Raw genomic sequence first — 23726 nt, forward strand, 5'->3', positions numbered from 1 at the left:
TATTTATCAAATGAAATTTTCTTGTTTCTCAAATTAAAAACTCCCTATAAAATTTTCACTTTTTAAGTGTCTACCTTATAGGGAGCATATCATCTTTGTTTTGGATCATCTTTTTGATTTATTGAAGTGTCTGCTCGTGGAACGCCGAAAATAAAAGGACGTGACACGAGCATTCAGACACGAGTGAAATCATGAAAAGATGGCTGGAGATAATTTTTCAGCCATCTTTTTAGTTTTAGCGATTAATTTTCATGATGTTATTATGGATAACCTTGCTGATAACTTCAGGAGGTTCCGGACAATCATTTTGTAACCAGAAATACAACACGCCGAACTGGCCCCCTAATGTGTAACTGATAAAATAATCAGGATACTGAAGACTAGCAGTTGTTTCAAGAACGTGCATATAGTTATTGCGCCAATTTGATAATAGTTTCTGTGTAAAGTTTTGTGCAGGATGCAGGGTGAGTAGCACTCTGAAGAATTGTCTGTGCTCATAGATATACTGGAATATGTGTTCAAGGTATTTTTCTATTGATGATTTTTTATCTTTCTGTAAGTGTAGGTCTTGCAGGTCATTATTTAATATCGATTCTAGATGTGAAATATGTGAATCTATCATACTATCCAGTAATGCGTATTTGTCCTCAAAATAAGCATAGAAAGTAGAGCGATTGATGCCGGCTTTATTACATAGCATCTTTATCGTTATTTCTCTGAATCGTTGTTCTTCCATTAATTGTATTAAACTATTTTCGATTAACTGTTTTTTGTCCATATGTAATCCATTTCTTCTTATTTAATAGTCTCATCTATTTATTTTACTTAATTTCCGACATATTCACAAATATTGTTGGTTGATTGTTTAGTAAATCATTATATAATATTGTTTATGTGAAAAATTGGGAGGAAATAAAATGAAAAAATTAGTAATGATCAATATTTTAACTTTAATCATTTTAGCAGTGCTTGGCGTAGTCGCTTTTCACTTCTATGATGAAGCAACAAATTATGTGAAGACAGATAACGCAAAGATTGACGGAGAACAAATCACTGTCGCAAGCCCAGTAGCAGGCAAACTTGTTTCATTCAATAAAACGGTAGGCGATAAACTATCTAAAGATGACAAACTTGGTACTGTAGCAGGTGCTGGTCAAGACGGTAACCCGACTAAGATTGATATTAAGATGCCACAGGATGGCACAATTGTGAAGAAGCAAGCAACAGAAAATGGATTTGTAGGTGCAGGTACTCCGATTGCCTATGCTTACGATATGAATCAATTATTCGTTACTGCAAACATTAAAGAAACTGAACTTGATGGCATTAAAAAAGGACAGGAAGTTGATGTTTATGTTGACGGATATAAAGATACGACATTGTCAGGGGAAGTTGAACAAATTGGTTTAGCTACTGCTTCTAGTTTTAGTCTATTACCTTCTTCAAATGGTAATGCAAACTTTACTAAAGTCACACAAGTCGTTCCCGTTAAGATTAAACTTTCAAAAGATAAATCTTTAGACATATTACCAGGAATGAATGTAACTGTACGCATTCATAAAAACTAAGGAGGTTATCGTATGACCTCGATGATTATTTTATACATCTTATTTTCTTTGTTGACATTCTTCGTCGTTAATAGAGTAATGCTTAAAAGGAAGCGTAAAGCTCAGCATAGCTCTATTAAAAAACAAGATAAACAAGTATATGAGCCAGTGTCTAACACACAAATTGAACCTACAACCGCAACGAAAGTAAGTGAACCACACATACAAGATGAGCAAATGGAACAGGAAATAGATGTCAATCGTCCTGTACATGAACAGGTAAAAAAACCTGAAGCGCTTGTAACATTCGGTAAAGGTATCACCTTGACAAAGATTATTATTGCATTGATGGCAGGGATGTTCGTTGCAATATTAAACCAGACATTAATAAACGTCGCTCTTCCTGTAATGATCAATGATTTCAGTATTTCTACTTCAACTGCACAATGGTTAACAACGGGGTTTATGCTTGTGAACGGTATTCTCGTTCCAGTCAGTGCTTATTTGATTCAGAAATTTACGTATCGTCAGCTCTTTATGTTTGCGATGATTGCATTTACAATAGGCTCAGTTATCTGTGCTATAAGTACGAATTTCCCCGTTATGATGACAGGTCGTGTAATTCAGGCGGTTGGAGCAGGAATCTTGATGCCGCTTGGAACAAACGTTTTTATGACGGTCTTCCCACCTGAGAAACGTGGAGCTGCAATGGGTATGATGGGGATTGCTTTCATTCTTGCACCTGCAATTGGACCGACATTAACAGGTTGGGTTATTCAGAATTATCATTGGAATGTGATGTTCTATGGTATGTCTATTGTAGGAATACTCGCAATTATTATCGGTTTCTTCTGGTTCAAAATCTATCAACCGATAAGTAATCCTAAGCTTGATGTTCCTGGTGTCATATTTAGTTCGCTAGGATTTGGTAGTTTGCTTTATGGTTTTTCTGAAGCGGGAAATAAAGGCTGGGATTCGGGCATTGTAATTACAACTATGATTATTGGACTCTTATTCGTTGCATTATTTGTTTACAGAGAAATTTCTATGAAAGCTCCGATGATGGATCTACGTGCTTTAAAGTATACGGGGTTTTCATTTACATTACTGATCAATGTAATCGTAACGATGAGTTTATTCGGAGGTATGTTGCTTCTGCCTGTATATCTTCAGTCTATTCGAGGTTTTTCTCCTTTAGATTCAGGATTACTACTATTACCTGGCTCGCTGCTCATGGGACTCATGGGACCTATATCGGGTCGTCTGCTTGATAAATTTGGAATTAAGCCGATTGCGATATTCGGATTATTGATTATGACCTATGCAACATGGGAACTCACAAAGTTGAGCATGGATACTTCTTATTCAACAATATTAGGGATTTATGTACTGCGTTCATTTGGTATGAGTTTTATTATGATGCCGATTATGACAGCAGGTATGAACGCATTACCACAAAGAATGATTCCGCATGGTAACGCCATCAGTAACACGGTACGTCAGCTTGCAGGGTCTATCGGTACAGCTGTACTGGTTACGATTATGACTCAACAGACCACAGCGCATATGGGGGATATTGCCGATACTATGGATAAGACACATCCAGAAATTGCAGGACAGTTCGCTGAGATTGGTCGCAGTGTTGGATCTCAAGAAGCGGGTGGTCAACTAGTGATGGGATATCTTCAGAAGTTCGCAACGATCAATGGTATTAACGATGCCTTCTGGGTAGCGACAGCACTAAGTGCGTTAGCATTTATACTGTCCTTCTTCTTAAAAGGAAAAGAGCATTATCGTGCTGAAGAGCTTTAATTAAAAATAAACAAGTAAGGCATAATTATTTGTCATACTTGTTTATTTTTATATAATAAAGATTAAGGAGTGAGGCGATATGAAGACAAAGTATATTGATAAAAGAAGTTGGCGTCGTCTCTTAAAGAAACATTATAAGGAAATTCGTGTCAGGAATGAATGGTTTGATGGGATAATCGGTGAGATAGAGATGATAAAGGTAAAGTCACCATTAGAAATTACCATTATCGATCAAAGTATCGTAGTAGCTGATAACGGTTTTCGCTGGTTGCAAATCTTACCGAAAGATAAGCATTATAGTATTACTGTAATGTATGATGCACAAGATAAGCCGCTACAGTATTACTTCGATATTAATGAAGAGAATATTGTAGAAATGGGTGAGGCAAGAACCCATGACCTCTATCTTGATGTACTTGTATTACCTGATGGACGCTATGAACTGGTAGATGAGGCAGATGTGAAACGTGCACTTAAGAAGCAGGTCATCACGCAGGCGCAATATGATCTTGCTTATAAGACTGCTCAAGAAGTTATAGATGAAGTGAAAGACAACTTCACACGTTTTGAACAGCTCGCAAGTAAGTGCAAAGCCGAAATTAAAACGGAAAGGACATAATTGTCCTTTCCGTTTTAATATTATTACTTTTTTAACCTGAAATATAATCTCCACCATTGATATGAATCGTCTCACCGGTGATATAAGATGCATCATCACTTGCAAGGAATACATATGCCGGTGCAATCTCACTTGGTTGTCCGCGACGTTCGAGAGCAGTTTCCTGTCCATGGTTCTCTACCTTTTCAGCAGGGAATGTTGCAGGAATGAGCGGTGTATAGATTGGTCCTGGTGCAACAGCATTTACTCTAATGCCTTCTTCTGCTATATTTTGTGAAAGTGAACGTGTAAATGATGTGATTGCGCCTTTAGTAGCAGAGTAATCAATCAATGTCTTAGAACCTCTATAAGCAGTTACACTGCTCGTATTAACGATGGCATCACCTTTAGAAAGATGCGGTAGTGCCGCTTTGGTAACATACATCATACCGAATATATTCGTTTCGAATGTTTCTTTAATCTGCTCGCTAGAAATATCAAGTAAACTTTCTTGGGGGTATTGTACGCCTCCATTATTGACAAGAATATTTAAACTTCCGAATTCCGAAGTAACATCTGCGACTAATTGATTACATTGTTCTTCTGATTTAAGATCGAAAGCATAGGCCTTTGCTTTAACGCCAAGTGATTCTAGACGTGCGACTGTATCTTTGGCGTCTTCATGTTCGTTATAATAACCAATCGCAACGTCAGCACCTTCTTTTGCATAACATATGGCTACAGCACGACCTATACCTGAGTCACCTCCAGTAATAAGCGCAACTTTTCCTCTTAATTTATCTGATCCTTTATAGTTATCATCTTCTGCAATCGGTTTTGGATCCATTTCTTTTTCGATACCAGGCTGTTCGGATTGCGTATAACCTTTAATTTCTTTATCAATCTTTTCATACTTATTCATTATGACTCCTCCTTAAAATGATAGTAATAGTTAGCTATTCCTTTTATGTGACCTATTAAAACATTGCGTACAATTTATGTTAAAATCAAAATGAGGTGTTTAAGATGATAGACGCACATATTCATATCGATCAGTATAGCGATAAAGATATTCAAGATATTATGGCGCAAAACATACAATGTATTGCCGTTGCAACAGACTTGAAGAGTTGCTATCGACTGCTTGTACTTAAGAATGAAAATATACAGATTGCTTTAGGGTATCATCCTGAGCAGCTTATTGATAAGAATGAGGTAGAAGAAATTCTTCGTTTAATCGATACACATCATCATGAGATTGTGGCAATCGGTGAAGTGGACTTGCCGCATTATCTAATGCGTCAGGATCAATCGATAAAATTGCAACCGTATATTGATATACTAGAAGCATTCATGCACAAAGCGAGAGCTTATCAACTCCCTGTCATCGTTCATGCTGTTTATGATGATGCGAGGATAGTGATGGAACTCTTAAGAGAATATGAAATTCAAAAAGCGCATTTTCATTGGTTCAAAGCAGATAAAGAAGTATTCGAAGAGGTTTTAAATAGTGATTACATGGTCAGTGTAACGCCTGATATTCTATGGAATGTCAAGACCAGAAGAGTAGCCCAGGCTTTCCCGCTTCATCGACTCATGATAGAAACAGATGGTCCGTGGCCGCACGAAGGGTTTGAAGCAAAAGAGATTAAAACGCAACTTTCTGCTATAATAAAGGAGCTGGAGCTGTTTTATCCGAAGGCAGAAAACATAGAATCTATTATGACGTATAACACGAAAGCTTTCTATCGAATTTAAGATTGAGGATATAATATGAAAATAGATGATTACAGATTACTTGTAGCTTTGGATGAGGAAGAGACGCTTCGTAAAGCTGCTGAAACCTTATATATTTCTCAGCCTGCAGTCAGTCAGCGACTCAAGACCATTGAGAACGACTGGGGCACGGAGATTTTTATTAGAACGAAGAAGAAGCTGATTGTCACAACACACGGCGAAGCGATTATTAATCACGCACGTAAGATGCTGAAAGAAGAGACAAATCTTAAAGAAATGATTCATTCTTCTGAGGGTGTGGTGAACGGGAACCTGTCAATTGGTGTATCCTCGTTGATTGGACAGACATTATTACCGGTCGTACTTGAACGTTTTGTACATGAGTATCCTAATGTGAAGATTCAGTTGCAGGTTGGTTCCAGTACACGCATTATTAATAATCGTCATGACTTTCACGTGTCCGTCATACGTGGCACAAAGATAATGAACCTCCATAATGAACGGCTGATGCAAGAAAAGCATTATTTTATTTATCCGAAGGGTAAGAAGGATGTATTAGATACGTTACCGATGATTGAATTTCAGGCAGATCCGGTTTATTTGAAAGAGATAGAACAATGGTACACTGAACTATTCAATAAAGAATATGCACCTCAGATAAAGACAGATCAGATAGCAACGTGTAAGGCTCTATTGTTGAGTGGGGTAGGGATGACTGTACTTCCTGAAATTGTTGCAGAAGACATTGATCATGGAGAGTTTGAAGTTAAGCTTGTCGAGGCACACGGACAGGAATTATTAAGGGAAACATACATATCCTATGAGAATGATATATTGAGTCTCCCTCAGGTGAGTGCGTTTATCACATTATTAAAAGAAGTCGTCAACGGCGTATGAATAGAGGATAGCAAATGGATATTGAGAATGTAATGCAGAAAATAGAGGACCAGTCAGAAATCATCAAGCTGGTCGAAGATTTTTCTTATTTATTTAAAGAGTATGAGATGGGTTTACTAGAGTTAAAAAGTGATATAGAGGTCATTGACTTAGAATGGCAGGCGAAGTATGGTTATTCTCCATTTGAACACATAAAGACACGTATTAAGTCACCCATCTCACTACGTGACAAACTAAAACGTAAAGAAATAGACTTTAATTTAAAGAGCATACAGGAGAATATATTTGATATTATTGGTGTACGAATCGTTACTACCTTTGAAGATGATGTCTATAAAATATATGATATTTTAAAGGGACGTAATGATCTTAAAATTGTACGTGTGAAAGATTACATAAAAAATCCAAAACAGAGTGGCTATAAAAGTCTGCATCTGATCGTTGAAACAGAACTAGTGCTCTCTGAAGGTGTAAAGTGGGTCCCTGCAGAAATTCAGATTCGCACTTTATCCATGGATTTCTTCGCATCTACAGAGCATAAGCTACAATACAAATATAATACCAAGAAATTAAATGACAGCATACGTCGTGAACTGAAGGAAGTCGCGGATGCTTCAAGTGAACTGGATCGTAAGATGACAGAGGTGCGCAACACCATATTATTAGATTAAAGAAGTCGCAGTACGAAATCACTGGTATATGATATAAAAAGATGACAGGAGTATTTCCAGTCATCTTTTTAGGTTGATTGGCTACATCATTAAGTCGCAGTTCTCACATAAAAATGTAATTTCATATATAATAAAACAAAATGAATCTAATGAAAAGAGTGTGTTCAATGTTTCGAGATCTTCTCACAATTAAAAACTATAAATTATTTCTTATCAATATGATTCTGCTTGGTATGGCTTTAGCAATTACAGTGCCGTTCTTTGTCCTGTATGCAACTCAGGAACTCGGAATGACACGAGGATTATACGGTGTTATGATGGCGTTGTTTGCCTTGGCAGGATTTATGGTCAATACCATTGTTGCAAGGTTTTCTGATCGGGCGAACTTTAATCGTAAGTATATGATCATGTTTTCAGTAATGATGGCGGCAATCGCATTCAGTACATATTTTTATATCGATAATCCTGTCGTTTTCATCATGATATACGTATTTTTTGGAGGTATGGGTGCGCCTGCTATGCCACAGCTCTATGCATCAGCGCGAGAAAGTATCAATGTGTCAGCCTCAAGTAAAAATGCTGTCTTTGCGAATACGCTCCTTCGTTCTATGTTTAGCTTCGGCTTCTTGTTCGGACCGCTCGTTGGAACAGTTTTGCTTAAGAAGTTTGGATTTGCTGGAATATTTGGCGGCACCATTCTGCTTTATATTATTGTCTTATTGTCGTTCTTATTCTTTTATAAAGAGGTTAAAGTAGAGAAACCAGCACATACTAAAGGTCACATTGAGCCCGTTGCACCGAACCTTTTGAAAGATACGTACTTGCTTATTCCATTCCTTGCTTTTGTATTCTTACATATTGGTCAATGGATGTATACGCTGAACATGCCTTTATTCGTAACAGAATTCTTAAATGCAGATGAAGCGAATGTTGGTTATTTAGCAAGCTTATGTGCAGGACTTGAAGTTCCATTTATGATTATTCTAGGGATATTAGCGAGCAGATTTCAAACGCGTACATTATTAATGATCGGTGCTATATTTGGTGGAGGCTATTATCTTTCAATCGGGCTATTTGACAGTGTGACAGCGATGCTTATCGGTCAAATTGGGTTAGCGTTCTTCTTAGCGATACTGCTAGGTTTAGGAATCAGTTACTTTCAGGATACATTGCCAGACTTTCCGGGATATGCATCGACATTATTTTCTAATGCGATGATTGCAGGACAACTACTCGGTAACCTGCTTGGTGGAGTTATGAGTGATATTGTAGGACTTGGAAATGTATTTTATGTATCTTCGTCGTTCGTATTGATTGCATTTATCTTATTAATATTTACGAAACCCGTTAAGATGGAGGATTTAGCATGATGGTATTATTATGGACGTTTGTCATTATTAGTTTTATCGCAGCATTTGTGGGGCTGGTCGTACCAATGTTGCCAGGTGTGCTGTTGATGTGGGTAGGTTTTTTTGTTTATCATTTTGGTATCAATAACGGAGAACTGACATGGTTCTTCTGGATTGCGATGGCGATGCTGACGTTTGTTACATTAATCAGCGACTATATAGCTGGCAGTTACTTCGTTAAAAGATATGGTGGATCAAGAGCAGGAGAATTTACAGCAGCAATCGGTATCATTATCGGTAGCTTCCTTTTTCCACCGCTCGGCATTATCATTGTGCCGTTTATAATGGTATTATTTGTTGAACTGTTTATCCAAAAAGATATAACAAGAGCTTTTAATGCGAGCATCGGATCACTCTTTGGATTTTTGACGAGTACCGTTGCTAAGTTTTTAATATTGATTATCATGGTCATCTGGTTCGTACTGGATGTATTGATATAGAGTTTAGTGGAAACCACAGTCTTTTTAATAGATAGGGATGTCAAGTTAGCACATAATAAACATGAGCCAACTTACTATAATCAAAATGTTTCATAAGCATCAATTGGTGGGATATAATAAGTACAAATAATATGACTAGGAGGAACATATATGTTTCGCAGCAAAAATGATTTTATTACGCAGTATCGTCAGGAAGGTGAAACGACACTAGCCTGTATAAGAGAGTTAACAGACGAATCTTTAACACAAGCAGTAACTGAACTGGATAGAACGTTAGGAGAGCTTACTTGGCATATCGTTCAAAGTCTTGGTGCGTTTGCAGAACGTGCAGGTGTTTCAGTAGAAGGTGCGAACTATAGCTCTTCTATGCCAGAAACTAAAGCGGAGATTTTAGAGGAGGCAGAGAAGGTAGTTAACAATACGTTAGCAGCTTATGAAGCAAGCCTAACAGACGAGAATTTGAATGATGATGTTGATTTCTTTGGACATAATCTCGCTAAAGGTGCTTTACTTTATTCAAATATTACACACTTGGCTCATCATAGAGGACAGATGACAGTATTGATGAGACAGGCCGATCTTAAAGTCCCTGGCATTTATGGGCCATCACGAGACAGTGAATAATAAATAGTTTATTCAAGCGGGCTGTATCTATTTTGTACAGCCTGCTTATTTTTTGAAGAATATTTACAACTTTGAATCATTAATAGCATCAAATATAAATATTGGAGTGGTCAATTTTGGAGAATTTTATCGTAATACTCAGCTTGGTACTTGCAGTTATCATTTCCACCGTGATTCATTTTTACATCCCTAAAGTCCCACTCGCTTTTATCCAGATAGCTATAGGGGTGCTCATTTTTTTAACACCTATTCCTCTAAATGTAGATTTTGAACCGGAACTCTTTCTAATTGGTATTATCGCACCATTACTATTTCTTGAAGGTTACACTGTATCCAGGCTTTATATGATCAAATATTTAAAACCGATTATATTGATGGCGCTAGGTCTTGTCTTCACAACTGTAATTGGTCTGGGATACATCACACATAGTATGATTCCATTTCTACCTATGGCGGCATGCTTTGCACTGGCCGCCATTATTTGTCCGACAGATGCAGTGGCAGTTCAGGCTATTGCACAAGATAAGAAACTCCCACGCGGGCTGATGACGATATTGGAAGGAGAGTCTTTACTGAACGACGCTGCTGGGATATTAAGTTTTAATATCGCGATTGTCGCTCTAACGACAGGTGTATTCACTATCACAGGATCGATCACACAGTTTTTTATTTCTTCATTAGGAGGATTATTAGTTGGTCTGTTTATTGGTCTCATCTTTGTCCAGATCAGAATTCTTCTTATCAGAAAAGGATTTGAAAATGAATATATCTATATATTAATACAGCTGCTTACACCTTTTGTTATCTACATGGCTGCTGAAAGTATTCATGTTTCAGGTATTATTGCAGCTGTAGTTGGTGGAATTATCCATGGAATTGAACGAGATAGATTATCTCAAGCGACAACACGTTTACAGCTTGGCTACAATAATACGTGGGGACTACTCTCTACTGTTCTGAATGGCCTTGTCTTTACATTGCTGGGATATTTAATCCCGCAAGTCACTCTTTCATTGATTGAACATGATGGAAAAAGTATTTTTTCAACGATCATATACACGCTTGTAATCGCATTACTTGTTTATATTTTTAGGTTTGTATGGGTATTTGTACTATATGATAAGTTTTATATTCCAGAAAGCCGTTTTGAAAGAATACTGAAGCATGAAGATGTTAAAAAATATGATGTTAGACCCCACCGCTTTAAGTATGCATTGATTGCTACAGTTTGTGGTGTACATGGTACAATCTCTATGGCTATCGCATTGACGATACCTGTAGAAATTATGAATGGCGAGTACTTTAACTATCGCGATAATTTACTATTTATCACGGCAGGTGTGGTGGTCATTAGTTTAGTTGTTGCACAAATTTTCTTACCATTATTAACACCAAAAGCAGAAGATAATAGCGTAGATTCCCACCTTAATTTTAAAGAGGCATATATACTGATCAAAGAATTTGGGATGAAATATATTCGTAAGCAAACTACACCTGAAAACAGTATGATCGCAGGAAATCTTATACGCCAGTATACGATGCAAATCGGTTTTTATAGTGAAGTAAACGACAGAGATTATAATCCGAAAGAGTTTGATAGGTTGCATACAATTGCGTTAGAAACAGAGATGAAGACGCTCGACGAACTAGTAGAAAATGATGAGATTACACAAAGTGCGTTCAATAACTACGTTCAGTATATCGAAAGAACAAAGATATTCGCCTCGACCAGTTTCTTTAGAAGGATACTATTTTTAATTCGCATGCATGGTAGGCGCAAAGCATTCGAAAATAGATTGAACCAGTCGAGTTCTCTATCACTAAAAAATAATCTGTTAGAAATTCAAAAAATTGCATCACGTGTACATTATAACGTCGTGCAACGATTGTCCGAAGAAGTAAGTAGAAAGAATCGGATAGAAGTTGCGCTTATTTCAGATAATTATTTGAATCGGGTAAATCAGATTAAGAGAAATGCCACAAATGAAACAATTGATGATGATGAGACATTGTTTGCCCTTGATGTATTAGCAGTTGAAAAAGATATGGTGGCAAAGCTTGTGAAAAAAGATAAGGTCAGTCGTAAAGTAGCAGTTGAGCTAAGACAAGCTTTAAACTATGATGAAATGATGTTATTAGATACAGAGGATTAGATAAATATCAAGATAAGAAAATAAATAAGAAGGAGCTTGAAATGATATTTTTTCAAGCTCCTTCTTATTTATTCTTATGAAAGTGTCACGCATTTAAGGGGGTTTTACCTTTGAAATCGACGTAATCATATGCTTGTTTTACTGTTTCATCTGACGGCGCTTCTACACCTTCTAATGGATACTTAATGCCGAGTGCCTCCCACTTATGAACACCAAGCTGATGATAAGGGAGAATCTCAAACTTTTCTACATTTTCTAGACTATTGATGAACTGGCCTAGCTTGATGAGGTCTTCTTTATCATCTGTAATACCAGGCACTAACACATGTCTTATCCATACAGGCTGTTTTCTGTCAGATAACATACGGGAGAATTTTAGTATATGGGTGTTGGGTTTTCCTGTTAAGCTTAAATGTTTCTCATTATCGATATGTTTAATATCGAGTAAGAATAAATCCGTATTTTCTTGTACAGGATTAAAGTGTTTCATAAATGCAGGTGTTTCATTGAAACAGCCTGCTGATGTATCTATACAAGTATGGATACCTTCTTCTTTTAATCGTCTGAACAGTTGTTCTATAAATGGTAACTGGAGCAGTGGCTCTCCGCCACTGATCGTTACGCCACCGCCTGATGCATTGAAGTAGGGGATATAAGGTACAATTTCTTCAACCATTTCTTCTGCTGTCACTTCACGTGAGGGCGTTCCGATTTCCCAAGTATCAGGGTTATGACAGAATTGACAACGCAGTAGACACCCTTGCGTAAATAAGATGTAGCGTAAACCAGGTCCGTCAACTGTTCCTAAACTTTCGATTGAATGTATATGTCCTTTAATCATTTAAATCCCCGTCCTTCTTGTTAATACTTATGTCATTACATTTTTTCGTGGAATGTTCTAGAAATTACATCTAGTTGCTGTTCTCGCGTTAATTTAATAAAGTTTACTGCATATCCTGATACACGGATTGTAAGCTGTGGATATTCTTCTGGGTGTTCCATTGCATCGAGTAAAGTCTCTCTGTTAAACACGTTAATATTTAAATGGTGACCGTGCTGCATTGCGTATCCATCTAATACCGCAACTAAGTTCGATTGCTGCGCGTCATCTTCTTTACCTAAAGATTTCGGTACGATAGAGAATGTATTAGAGATACCATCTTTACAGCAGTCGTATGGTAATTTCGCCACTGATGATAATGAAGCAAGCGCACCTTTAGTATCGCGACCATGCATTGGATTAGCACCTGGTGCGAATGGTTCACCAGCTTTACGTCCATCAGGTGTGTTACCTGTTTTCTTACCGTATACGACGTTTGAAGTGATTGTTAACACACTCATTGTATGTTCTGAATCACGATAAGTTTTATGTTTGCGAAGTTTTGCCATAAATGATTCTACAAGTTCAACTGCGATATCATCTACACGTGGATCATTGTTTCCGTATTGAGGGAATTCACCTTCAGTTTCGAAATCAACGACAAGTCCATTTTCATCTCTGATTGTTTTTACTTTTGCGAATTTAATAGCTGATAATGAGTCAGCTGCAACTGAAAGACCAGCAATACCTGTAGCCATCGTACGAATGATTTCAGTATCATGTAATGCCATTTCAATTCTTTCGTAGCTGTATTTATCATGCATATAGTGAATAACGTTTAATGAGTTGATATATACGCCAGCTAACCATTCCATCATTTGATCGAATTGTTTGTATACAGTGTCATAATCTAATATTTCATCTGTAATCGGTGCAAAGTTTGGACCTACTTGAGCGCCAGACTTTTCATCTATACCACCATTAATCGCATATAATAAAGTTTTTGCTAAGTTTGCACGTGCGCCGAAGAACTGCATTTGTTTACCAATCTTCATCGCTGATACACAACATGCGATACCGTAATCGTCGCCGTAGCTCTCACGCATTAGATCATCGTTTTCGTATTGGATTGAGCTTGTTTTAATACTCATCTTAGCACAGTATTTCTTGAAGTTTTCAGGTAGGCGTGTAGACCAAAGTACAGTTAAGTTTGGCTCTGGTGCTGGACCTAGGTTATCTAATGAATGTAAGAAGCGGAATGAACTTTTCGTTACAAGTGGACGGCCATCAATACCAACACCACCGATAGACTCAGTTACCCAAGTTGGATCTCCCGAGAATAATTCATTGTAGTCTGGTGTACGTGCAAATTTAACTAAACGTAATTTCATAATGAAGTGGTCGATAATTTCCTGTACTTCCATTTCTGTGATTGTACCTGCTTTAAGATCACGTTCAGCATAAATATCTAAGAATGTAGATACACGACCTAAACTCATTGCAGCACCATTTTGTTCTTTAATTGCTGCAAGATATGCAAGGTAAGTCCATTGAACCGCTTCTTTAAAGTTTTCAGCCGGACGACTTAAATCGAATCCATAAATTTCACCTAACTGTTTCAATTCGTTTAATGCACGGTATTGCTCAGATACTTCTTCGCGTAAACGAATGATATCTTCGCTCATTACACTGGATAAGTTATGGAAATCTTTATGTTTTTCTTTCATTAGGAAGTCTACGCCGTATAATGCTACACGACGATAGTCACCGATAATACGGCCGCGGCCATAAGCATCAGGAAGTCCTGTAATAACACCTGCTTTACGACATGCCAACATTTCTTTAGAGTAAGCATCGAATACACCTTGGTTATGTGTTTTACGGTAATCCGTGAAGATACGTTCTGTTTCAGCGTCTAATTCATAACCATATGCTTCACATGCAGCTTTCGCCATACGAATACCACCGAACGGTTGCATTGAACGTTTGAATGGTTTTTCAGTTTGAACACCAACAATTGTTTCTAAACCTTTGTCTAAGTATCCAGCATCGTGAGAAGTAATTGTAGATACTACTTTCGTATCCATATCCCACATGCCGCCACGTTCACGCTCTTCTTTAGAGAGCTGCATTACTTGATCCCAAAGTTTTTTCGTAGCTTCAGTTGGACCAGCTAAGAATTCATCTTTACCATCATATAAAGTGTAGTTCAGTTGGATGAATTCTCGTACGTCGACGCGTTTGTTCCATTTTCCTGATTTGAAACCTTCCCAAGCATTTGTTCTTTTTGTCTCTTCTTTAAACATATAAATCCCTCCAGATTTTCTTGTTCACCAATTCACATACTTAGTATAACAATAATTACGTGAAAAGTATCACAAAAATATGTAAACGTTTAAAAAAATAAAGAAACCTTTTATATCAATGGTTTATCTGTAATGATACAGGAAATATATATAGAGAATTTTATATAACAGATTAAAAATTTATGATTATTATTTCTTCAAAGTAGTTTTAAGAAATAAATATATGTACAATAACTAAGGTGATAAGAATGATAGAGATAGCAAGTGATGATCTGTTGATCGAGCAAATTGCATGGATACATGAGCAGATACCGAAATCTTATGATAGCTGCTATGTAACTACTGAACTTGAAGTGAAACTCAGAACTGAATCTATACGATTGCTGATGAAATATAATCATGATCGTATCATAGTAGTCGAAAAAGCACAGTTATCAGCCTTTATCTGGTTTCATATTGGAGAGGAGACACATGTTAAGTCCTTATATGTTCATCCAGATGAACGTGGCAAAGGATATGCATATAGGCTTAAGCAATATGTAGAGAGATTATCATTATCCGCAGGCGTAAACTATATCTATGGACATGTTGATCCAGATAATCACGCTATGAGAAGACTTAACCATAAGCTTGGCTATAGCGCAGATGGTAAGATGATGTATAAACATATTGATATGCCAGATGATTAGCACATTATACATCGATGAAAGAAAGCTTGGTGTTAATCAAGAAATTATTTAGAAACGGCGTTTCAGACTTTGTTGAGTCTCGAAACGCCGTTATTCTGCATTAGCCACCTCTGACTGTACTACACTGATAAATATTATGCCATTCTTTAAACATCGGACCTGTATTTCCACCTACTGGGTCGGTATCAGGTAATGGTACAGTATTGATCATCTTGTTTACTTCATTTATATCCTCATAAGAGGTCAATATTTGTGCTGCTGTTGTATCTGGATATGCACCCACAATGGTAAAGTCATCACTTTGGTCTAATTTTTTATGACCATAACCTGCTGGTAATAATAGAACATCACCTTGTGTAACTGTAATATTTTGGCCGTTTTCCCCACCGATTAATAGGGTGGCACGACCACTTTTTACACCGAGGACTTCATGCTGATTGGGATGGAAGTGATGATAATCGTATACACCGTTGGTCCATATGTTATGCCAGGCATTGTTTTCGAAAAGTGTTTCGAAATGATGCTCCTCTGTATTATATATAATTACCGGTAGAATCATATGGTTAGGTATAGAAGGGGAAATGGGTGTGTGTACTATTTTATATTTCATATGCTATACCTCCTTATATATGCAGTATACCCCTTGTAAAGGGTGTTAATACAATATATTTTATTGTTATTATGATAGAATATAGATATATTGTGAAGGTGGGATTGTATTGAAATATGTAACAAGTGTACTGGCACTTACTCTAGTGCTGAGTGCATGTGGTAATAAGGAGACAGACTTGAAGCAGTCTGTAGAAAAGCTGGATGCAAAAAAGACAGAGCTGACAAAAGAATATAATACGATTAAAGAAAAAAATGATAAACTAGATGAAAAAATAAAGGCAAATGAAGATAAATTAAAAGAGATAGAAGAAAGAAATGAAGCCGAAATAAAAGAACAGATTGCGAAAGAAGAAGCAGCTAAGAAGCTAGAACTAGAAAAGCGTAAGACGAGAGATAAGCTAAAGAAAGAAGAACGATTAAAGCAGCAGCAAAAAGTTAAGGAAATGTTAGCTGCTAAAACGATGCCGAACACCATAGAGACAACAACACATGGCAAAGCGACACTTGTGAAATCGATTGATAATGTCGATCTATCGCTAGATGATAACGGTATTGAGAGTGATGTTAAACGTCTGCAGATTTTCAAGATAACAAACATAGAAAATCAAAAGGTTATTTTTAAAGGCGCATCTTCTGGGTATACGCTTCTTTATGAAGTCCATACGAAGAATAATAATCAGACTCCTGTCTACTATAATAATACGAGTAAGCTTGTAGTCGGAAAGACTGCCATTTATTCTGATGCGACATCATTTATCCCTCAGGAATTGCAAGAAGATTTCGTGAAGTCTGAAGAGCGGGCGTACAATGAGTATGGACCAAAGGAGTCTACAGTGAGCTATAAATCGATTACACTAGATGAAAAGGCATATCAAGCTCTAACACAAGATGGAGGGAAGTTCTATTTATTAGGCGGTACATCAACAAAGCCGAATAGTGAAGCACAATCAGAAATTGTATCAGAACCTTATACGATTTCCTGATGTTTTTCTTTTATAATTAAGGGAATAATAAACCAAATATAGTAGAGGTGATATCATGCATGAAGAAAAGTTCGTATTAATGGAAGGCGAAACGATGACATTGGTTGAAATTGCAAGTGAATTAGAGCATATTACAGGCTATACAGCACTTGATACTTTTGGAAATATTGAACGTGTTGTTGCACAAAAACCAAACTTTGAGCAGGATTTTGAAACGTATATAATCAACTATCAGTTTAACGAGTCTGACGATGAAGTTGATGTCACTGTTACAACCCCAAAGGACGGCAGACAGCATCTTAAGAATGATAAAGTAAAGATTAGATTAATATCATATAAAACGAGATCATAAAGCCTTAGCATCTGTTAAGGCTTTTTATAAAGGAGAAGGTTATGAAGAAGTTGATACTTTTATCCATATTGTTTCTCACAGGATGCACGCAGCCGGCACAGTTTTATGATGGACAAGCTGATGTCCTATTTGATGCTGCACATGGATAGACTGCAGGTGAAGCAGATTGGGTGATTGACGGTGCTTTCTCTAGTTTCAATGATGTAATTCGTGATATGGATTATAAAACAGTGAGCACTGATTATGACACGACATTAACATACGAAAAATTAAAGCAGTACAAAGCAGTGATTATACCTGAACCTAATATTCCCTTTAAAGTTGAAGAGCAGAAGGCCATTCAACGTTACGTCGGTGAAGGTGGGAGTATTATGATGATTGCTGACCATTATAATGCTGATCGAAACTTAAATCGTTTTGATTCTTCGGAAATATTCAATGGATATCGAAGGGGCGCATTTGATGATATTACAAAAGGATTATCACACGATGAAAAGCAATCAGAGCGTATGCAGAATGTGAAGAGTTCAGATTTTCTTTCAGATACATTTGGCGTACGTTTTAGATATAATGCTCTCAATAATGTCAGGATTGATGTAAATTCAGCATATGATGCTTTCGGGCTTCTCGATAATGTGAAAAGTATCAACATGCACGCAGGCAGCACAATAGCAATTACGAACCCTAAAATAGCGAAAGGAATTATCTACCCAGGCAAACTATCACAAAATGATCGATGGCCACATGCGGTTGACCGAGGGATATACACAAAAGGGGGTAAAGATGAAGGTGCCTTCGTAGCAATCAGTAAGTATAAAAAAGGAAAGGCTGTCTTTATCGGTGATTCTTCGATAGTAGAAGATGAAACACCAAAATATGTCCGTGAAGATAACGGTAATACAAAGAGGACGTACGATGGTATTGAAGAAGCAAGTCATAAAGTACTGCTCAAAAACTTGGTTACCTGGATGATGAAACCTGAAGCTTATACCACATTAGAAGGTAAAGTGGCGCCAGATCAGAAGACACCTCTATTAAGAATGGAAGTTCCACAGCAATCTAAGGAACCAAAACAAGAACCTTGGGGACAACCAGGCCATGGTTACAAGTGGTATGACCCTACTACTTTTGAACAGGGAAGTTTTGGTGCAGATTCAAATAAACGAGTAGAGAATAAGTCCGTTACAAAGAAATCTGAGCCGCTTGAAATACAGGCTCCGTCATCCATTTATCCAGGAGAGTATATCAAGATCGATATATATAGTCAAAAGCAGATGGAAGATGTTGCAATCGAACTCATAGATAGTGATGGAAGACAGGTAGGATTATTTAATGGTCGTCCTCCAGGGAAATCTGCTACATATAATATGAGCGCAAAAGAAAATCGCTTTCATTGCTATTTTAATGGTAAGATTGCAAGAGAAGCATCACATTCAGTTACGATTAGAGTGTATGTGAAAGGACAAATGATTGATAGTAAGCGTATAGACATAAATAGCTGAAAAGAGGTCGGACAGTGAAGCTTATAAAGTTGATTGTGAGTATTGGAATATGTTCATTAACATTTACTTGTAATGTTCAGGCAACTGAGAAACAGCCAAATAATAATGTACAGTTGCAGAACGCTGAAAAAGTAAAGACAAAACCGATAATTACCCAGAAGAAGACAGTTCAGACGAAAGCAATACCACCTTTTAAATCCAAACCTTATAACGGACCGGTCATTAATGAAAATGTACTGGTTGTATTGATGGATTTTAGTAATGCACCGCATGGAAAGCTTACGCAGAAGGATACCGAAAATTATATAAAATCATATGATAGGAAATACTATAATGATCTGTTCTTCGGTAAGAATGTCACAGGTCCAGGAGGATACAAATATCAATCACTTAAATCCTATTATAATAGTGCATCAAGTGGTAGTCTGTCATTAACAGGACAAGTAGCAGGATGGTATCGTGCGAAACATCCGATTCAATATTACGGCGCTAACAATGATGCGCGGGCTTCTGAGCTGGTTATGGAAGCAGCAGAAAAAGTTGCTAAAGATAAAAGGATTGATATGAAACGCTATGACAGATTTGATTATTATGATCTTGATAAAGATAAAAAAGTAAACGAACCCGATGGTATTATCGATAAGTTTGTCGTTGTATATAGTGGTGTTGGTGAAAGCGAAGGCGGTGGAAAATTTGGGCAGAATACGATCTGGGAACATGTCTCCGAAGTGCCATTCACTAAAGATAATAAGCCGTCAACGATTCCTGGAACCTATAGCAAGACTTCAAAGTTTTTAAAGAAACGACTAGCAATTGCAGAATATGGCATGATATCTGAAGACAGTACAGTAGGAACAGTAGCACATGAGTTCGGACATATGCTTGGTCTACCTGATGAATATGACACAGCAAGTAGCTCGGTGAGTCATGCAGGTGAACCCGTTCGTTACTGGTCGCTTATGAGCTATGGCAAAGATGCTGGAAAGATTCCTGGATTGAATCCTGTCAGTATGAGCCCTTATGCTAAGATGCTTATTCAGAGAATCTACGGTGGTAACTGGATTCGTATCAATGAAGTAGATTATAAGCAGATTAGTTCGAAGAAAAAGTATTATTTGCTGGATCAATCTGCTTATAAAGGACAGAACAATAACGTCATTAAAGTAAATTTGCCTCCGCTGCAAAAGAAGGTAAAGGGTAAGCTAAAAACCTATAAGCGCTATTATTTAATTGAGTGGAGGAATCATACAGGTTTAGATATCGGTTTATCGAGGATTAAAGATTCTTTTGGCATAAATAAATATGGTAAAGGGATGCTTGTGTGGTATGTGAATGAATATTATAAAGATAATAGTAATTTATCTAAACATTTTGGTGAAAGTTTGATTGGCGTAGTCGATGCGAGTCCTGGAAATATCCGTACTGCTGGTGGATATATGCCGATGACAGATATACAAATTTTTGATGCGCCATTCAATACAAGGTCGTTTGGGCAATACAATTCGAATAAAAACTATTTCTTCAAGAAGAAATCTACAGCACCTGTACCACTTTTTGATGACAGGAATTACTCGAAAAAAGCGATGTTAAATATGCAGGCCCCAGATAGTAGCCGTGTATTACCTCAACTTGGTATTAAAATTAAAGTTGAAGACCAAAATAAAGAAGGTACTGTCGGAAAGATCAGTATATATAAATAAGGGGTAATCGATGATATACTTTGAAACGGAACGTCTCATTTTTAGAAATTGGCATAACGCAGATCTTGCGCATTATATCGAACTGAACCGGAATTTTGAAGTGAGAAGATACTTCCCGGATATATTGAGTAAGGAAAGAAGTGAGCGTATCTTTGATATCATGTACAAAGAAATAGAGCGTGACAAACATGGTTTGTTTGCAGTGACTTTAAAAGATGGCACATTTATCGGTTTTATTGGGACGCTGTTTGCTGAATATGACGCTTCAATCCCACATAGTCCATTTTATGAAATTGGCTGGAGGATATTACCGCAGTTCACTGGTAATGGATATGCGACAGAAGGTGCACAAGGTCTGATAGATTACATGCGTATGCTAAAGATAGAAGATTTATATGCGTATACATCTGTAAATAATATAAAGAGTATCAATGTAATGAAGAAGTTAGGAATGAAGGATGTTACAGCATTTGTTCATCCGCACTATCCAGATGAACAAATATTATACAGGAGTGTAGTGAATGATGTTAATCAGTAGTTGTCTTGTAGGACATCCAGTGCGCTATGATGGCCGGAGTAAAACAAATGAAATTATTGCTAGATTAATAGATATGAAAGAGGCGATACATGCTTGTCCGGAAATGCTGGGTGGATTGACTGTTCCCCGTGCACCTGCTGAAATTGTAGGGGGAGATGGCGATGATTGTCTGGATGGAAAGGCGCGTGTGATAACGATTCATGGGACTGATGTCACTGCTGAATTTATTGCAGGGGCCAAGCAGACATTACAGTATTGTATAGATTACAATGTATCTACTGCTATATTAAAAGCAGACAGTCCAAGTTGTGGTAGCGATCAAATCTACGATGGTTCATTTAACGGAAAGCTGAAAAGTGGGGACGGTGTAACAGCTGCTTTACTACGAAGACATGGTATTTATGTCATAAGTGAAGTTGAATTTGTTAATCATCTAGATGATACATCTTTCTTCGAGTAGAATATGTTATGATATGTATTATTGAATGGGGTGAAACGAATGATAACGATTGAACAAGTGAAGGATAGTGCATCGATATCTTTAGAACAATACATGCTGCCAGCAAAACAGATGTTCTTCTCAGGACATCCACGTTACATATTATCCGTTCAAAGAGCAGATTATGCTGCTTTTATTATTAAGAAGGATAATGATGTCATCGGTGTCTTTGCTCTGGATAGAGGTGATATTCTAAATAAGATAGATGCCCCTAGTACAGCAATTTACCTGCGTGGGTTATCGATAGATTATAAATATCAGGGCAGTGGTATTCTAAAGGAAGTCCTGCCTTTGATAGAGACTTATATTAAATCGAACTATGCAGATGTGTGGGCGATTTATTTAATGGTTAATGTAAAGAATGATGCATACTACGCTTTTATCAAATGCGGCTTCATCGATCAGAAGATGATGGTGCGCCAAGGACTTAGCCGTCTTAAAGTATTAAAAAAGATAATAAATAACGTCCCTGATTAATAATTCGGGGACGTTATTATTTGTTCAAGCGTTGTTTTGAATTTCGTTCTGTCAGAAGTAGTAAATTTAGCAGGACCTTTTATTCGCTTGTTCATCTTTCTGGATTCATGGTTGATATATCGTGTGATCAGCAAAGCATCAAGGTTGGACTGGGTATATATAAATCCAGTATGATGCATGACAAGCGCTTTATTGATGACAATACTTGCTAATCCATAATCACCAGTTATGACGATGTCACCTTTATCGACAAGAGATAATATTTTGTAGTCCGCACTATCGCTGGAAGTATCGACATATATCGACCTGACATCTGGACCATATATTTTTGATGAATGATGTGCATAATCCTTTACGAGAATCACTTCAATGTGATGTCGTAAAGCAATATGTACTGTTTCATCAATCACAGGAGAGCTGTCAGCATCGATGATGATTTTATAGTTAACGTCTGCCAATTTTTTCGGCCATCTGTTTTCTATGTTGTTCAAAAAGCTGTGCATTACTAAAATCTTCATCGTTATGGATTTGTGCATTCTGATAATTATTCGGTTTATGTGAATCTGTTAATTCATGTTTCTTGAAACCAAATAGAGAACGATTTTGCTTTGGTGCTTTCACTTTATAGTTTTTGTATTTCTTTAACACTTTAATTCTACGTTTTTCGTTTTCTTCTTTTAACTGTAACTCAGCTTTATGTCTTTCTTCAATTGATTTGTTGAGCTTCTTATCTAATTGATTGATTTCTTTCTTAACTTTCTTATCTTGCTTAGAAGTTACCGTCTGTGTTCCACTGAATTTTCCTTTTTCTGCATGTTTCATTGCTTTGATTAATCGTTTTTCTCGTGCTTTCTCGTGCTTTTCTTCATCACGTCTTCTTGATTCAATAGACTGTGACAATGTTTGATCTAATGTATTAATCTGGTCCTGCTCAGCTATCTTCTGTTTCTTTTCTTCTTTTGCTTGTTGTACAAATGGTTTCATCTTTTTTTTGTAATGTAAGGCTTTTCTCTCATCTTTATATTTGTCTGCAATAAATGAAGATGTCTTTACAACACCTCTTTTAATAGTGCTTGAAACGCCCTTTGCTTTTTTGGCGGCTGTTACGGTTTTATCCTTTGTAACGTCATAAGCTTTAACCGATAAACCTGTCAGTTGTTGAACTTCTTTCTGATCTTTTAGTTTATGACGTTCATTGATCAGAGGGACAAGAATGACTGCAGCAACGTTTACTGCTGTTTTAACTTTGTTTTTATTCATATGCAAACTCCTTTATGTAGTTAATAGTATTATAATATAGATACCCTATAATTAATAAAATTAACAAGAGAGTGGGCAATTAATGCCCACTCTCCTGTTA

At 37.0% G+C, this 23726-nt stretch carries 25 protein-coding genes; 18 read left to right on the forward strand and 7 right to left on the reverse strand.

All coding sequences use genetic code 11. The features are described 5' to 3' along the window. Positions 1-235: 235 nt before the first annotated feature. Positions 236-778: a TetR/AcrR family transcriptional regulator gene (locus tag CD152_RS05635; RefSeq protein ID WP_101035356.1), complete on the reverse strand. Its 543-nt coding sequence runs from the start codon at positions 776-778 to the stop codon at positions 236-238. A gap of 139 nt (positions 779-917) precedes the next feature. On the opposite strand from CD152_RS05635, the gene CD152_RS05640 reads away from it, so the two are divergent. From CD152_RS05640 to CD152_RS05650, 3 genes are all read left to right on the forward strand, one after another. Then, complete coding sequence (locus tag CD152_RS05640; protein WP_012656329.1) at positions 918-1568, forward strand: HlyD family efflux transporter periplasmic adaptor subunit; 651 nt, start codon at positions 918-920, stop codon at positions 1566-1568. 12 nt (positions 1569-1580) lie between these two features. Further along, positions 1581-3359, forward strand: a complete 1779-nt coding sequence (locus tag CD152_RS05645; RefSeq protein WP_101140422.1) for a DHA2 family efflux MFS transporter permease subunit — start codon at positions 1581-1583, stop codon at positions 3357-3359. Positions 3360-3438: 79 nt separating this feature from the next. Beyond that, positions 3439-3978 (forward strand): ribonuclease FAU-1 family protein, encoded by a 540-nt coding sequence (locus CD152_RS05650; RefSeq protein WP_101140421.1) that lies wholly within the window; start codon positions 3439-3441, stop codon positions 3976-3978. Positions 3979-4009: 31 nt separating this feature from the next. Here CD152_RS05650 and CD152_RS05655 read toward each other — a convergent pair whose 3' ends face one another. After that, a complete protein-coding gene (locus CD152_RS05655) occupies positions 4010-4879 on the reverse strand; it encodes an SDR family oxidoreductase (RefSeq protein ID WP_101035355.1) in 870 nt (289 codons plus the stop codon). Positions 4880-4983: 104 nt separating this feature from the next. Here CD152_RS05655 and CD152_RS05660 point away from each other — a divergent pair, with 104 nt between their 5' ends. The 7 genes from CD152_RS05660 to CD152_RS05690 all read left to right on the forward strand — a co-directional run bounded on the left by CD152_RS05660 (position 4984) and on the right by CD152_RS05690 (position 11888). After that, complete coding sequence (locus CD152_RS05660; protein WP_103214497.1) at positions 4984-5715, forward strand: TatD family hydrolase; 732 nt, start codon at positions 4984-4986, stop codon at positions 5713-5715. Between the two features lie 15 nt (positions 5716-5730). Then, a complete protein-coding gene (locus CD152_RS05665) occupies positions 5731-6591 on the forward strand; it encodes a LysR family transcriptional regulator (RefSeq protein ID WP_012656335.1) in 861 nt (286 codons plus the stop codon). A 14-nt stretch (positions 6592-6605) separates the two neighbouring features. Further along, positions 6606-7262 carry a GTP pyrophosphokinase gene (locus CD152_RS05670; protein WP_012656336.1) on the forward strand — a complete coding sequence of 219 codons (657 nt, stop codon included), beginning with the start codon at positions 6606-6608 and terminating at the stop codon, positions 7260-7262. A gap of 149 nt (positions 7263-7411) precedes the next feature. Continuing rightward, complete coding sequence (locus CD152_RS05675; protein WP_111626096.1) at positions 7412-8632, forward strand: sugar efflux transporter; 1221 nt, start codon at positions 7412-7414, stop codon at positions 8630-8632. Further along, positions 8629-9111 carry a DUF456 domain-containing protein gene (locus CD152_RS05680; protein ID WP_012656338.1) on the forward strand — a complete coding sequence of 161 codons (483 nt, stop codon included), beginning with the start codon at positions 8629-8631 and terminating at the stop codon, positions 9109-9111. The genes CD152_RS05675 and CD152_RS05680 overlap by 4 nt, the downstream gene beginning before the upstream one ends. A 150-nt stretch (positions 9112-9261) precedes the next feature. Continuing rightward, positions 9262-9735, forward strand: a complete 474-nt coding sequence (locus CD152_RS05685; protein ID WP_101140418.1) for a DinB family protein — start codon at positions 9262-9264, stop codon at positions 9733-9735. A gap of 116 nt (positions 9736-9851) precedes the next feature. After that, positions 9852-11888, forward strand: a complete 2037-nt coding sequence (locus CD152_RS05690; RefSeq protein WP_103214499.1) for a cation:proton antiporter — start codon at positions 9852-9854, stop codon at positions 11886-11888. An 85-nt stretch (positions 11889-11973) separates the two neighbouring features. On the opposite strand, the gene pflA is transcribed toward CD152_RS05690, so the two are convergent. Further along, on the reverse strand, positions 11974-12729 hold the full coding sequence (gene pflA, locus CD152_RS05695) for a pyruvate formate-lyase-activating protein (RefSeq protein ID WP_101140416.1): 756 nt from the start codon (positions 12727-12729) through the stop codon (positions 11974-11976). A 35-nt stretch (positions 12730-12764) separates the two neighbouring features. Then, positions 12765-15014, reverse strand: coding sequence for a formate C-acetyltransferase (pflB, locus tag CD152_RS05700; RefSeq protein WP_101140415.1), 2250 nt, complete (start codon positions 15012-15014; stop codon positions 12765-12767). 248 nt (positions 15015-15262) lie between these two features. Between pflB and CD152_RS05705 the strand changes: the two genes are divergently transcribed. Further along, positions 15263-15703: a GNAT family N-acetyltransferase gene (locus CD152_RS05705; protein WP_101140414.1), complete on the forward strand. Its 441-nt coding sequence runs from the start codon at positions 15263-15265 to the stop codon at positions 15701-15703. A gap of 100 nt (positions 15704-15803) precedes the next feature. Here the strand turns inward: CD152_RS05705 and CD152_RS05710 are convergent, their stop codons facing one another. Further along, on the reverse strand, positions 15804-16313 hold the full coding sequence (locus CD152_RS05710) for a cupin domain-containing protein (RefSeq protein ID WP_101140413.1): 510 nt from the start codon (positions 16311-16313) through the stop codon (positions 15804-15806). Positions 16314-16422: 109 nt separating this feature from the next. On the opposite strand from CD152_RS05710, the gene CD152_RS05715 reads away from it, so the two are divergent. The 7 genes from CD152_RS05715 to CD152_RS05745 all read left to right on the forward strand — a co-directional run bounded on the left by CD152_RS05715 (position 16423) and on the right by CD152_RS05745 (position 22366). Next, positions 16423-17298 (forward strand): DUF5068 domain-containing protein, encoded by an 876-nt coding sequence (locus tag CD152_RS05715; protein ID WP_086038175.1) that lies wholly within the window; start codon positions 16423-16425, stop codon positions 17296-17298. 55 nt (positions 17299-17353) lie between these two features. Then, on the forward strand, positions 17354-17650 hold the full coding sequence (locus tag CD152_RS05720) for a hypothetical protein (RefSeq protein WP_101140412.1): 297 nt from the start codon (positions 17354-17356) through the stop codon (positions 17648-17650). A gap of 170 nt (positions 17651-17820) precedes the next feature. Then, positions 17821-19152, forward strand: a complete 1332-nt coding sequence (locus tag CD152_RS05725; protein WP_103214500.1) for a DNA-binding protein — start codon at positions 17821-17823, stop codon at positions 19150-19152. A 14-nt stretch (positions 19153-19166) separates the two neighbouring features. Next, on the forward strand, positions 19167-20852 hold the full coding sequence (locus tag CD152_RS05730; RefSeq protein ID WP_101140410.1) for an immune inhibitor A domain-containing protein: 1686 nt from the start codon (positions 19167-19169) through the stop codon (positions 20850-20852). Between the two features lie 10 nt (positions 20853-20862). After that, positions 20863-21390, forward strand: a complete 528-nt coding sequence (locus CD152_RS05735; RefSeq protein WP_103214501.1) for a GNAT family N-acetyltransferase — start codon at positions 20863-20865, stop codon at positions 21388-21390. Further along, positions 21374-21850, forward strand: a complete 477-nt coding sequence (locus CD152_RS05740) for a 2-thiouracil desulfurase family protein (RefSeq protein ID WP_103214502.1) — start codon at positions 21374-21376, stop codon at positions 21848-21850. The genes CD152_RS05735 and CD152_RS05740 overlap by 17 nt, the downstream gene beginning before the upstream one ends. A gap of 39 nt (positions 21851-21889) precedes the next feature. Further along, positions 21890-22366, forward strand: a complete 477-nt coding sequence (locus CD152_RS05745) for a GNAT family N-acetyltransferase (RefSeq protein ID WP_101140407.1) — start codon at positions 21890-21892, stop codon at positions 22364-22366. Here the strand turns inward: CD152_RS05745 and CD152_RS05750 are convergent. Next, positions 22363-22824, reverse strand: coding sequence for a YaiI/YqxD family protein (locus CD152_RS05750; RefSeq protein ID WP_157820962.1), 462 nt, complete (start codon positions 22822-22824; stop codon positions 22363-22365). The genes CD152_RS05745 and CD152_RS05750 overlap by 4 nt on opposite strands. Then, the gene (locus tag CD152_RS05755) at positions 22811-23626 is read right to left on the reverse strand and encodes a hypothetical protein (RefSeq protein ID WP_086038186.1); all 816 of its coding nucleotides are present in this window, start codon (positions 23624-23626) and stop codon (positions 22811-22813) included. Before CD152_RS05755 ends, CD152_RS05750 begins: the two co-directional genes overlap by 14 nt. Positions 23627-23726: the final 100 nt, after the last annotated feature.

The sequence above is a fragment of the Macrococcoides caseolyticum genome (assembly GCF_002902665.1).
Lineage (GTDB): Bacteria > Bacillota > Bacilli > Staphylococcales > Staphylococcaceae > Macrococcoides > Macrococcoides caseolyticum.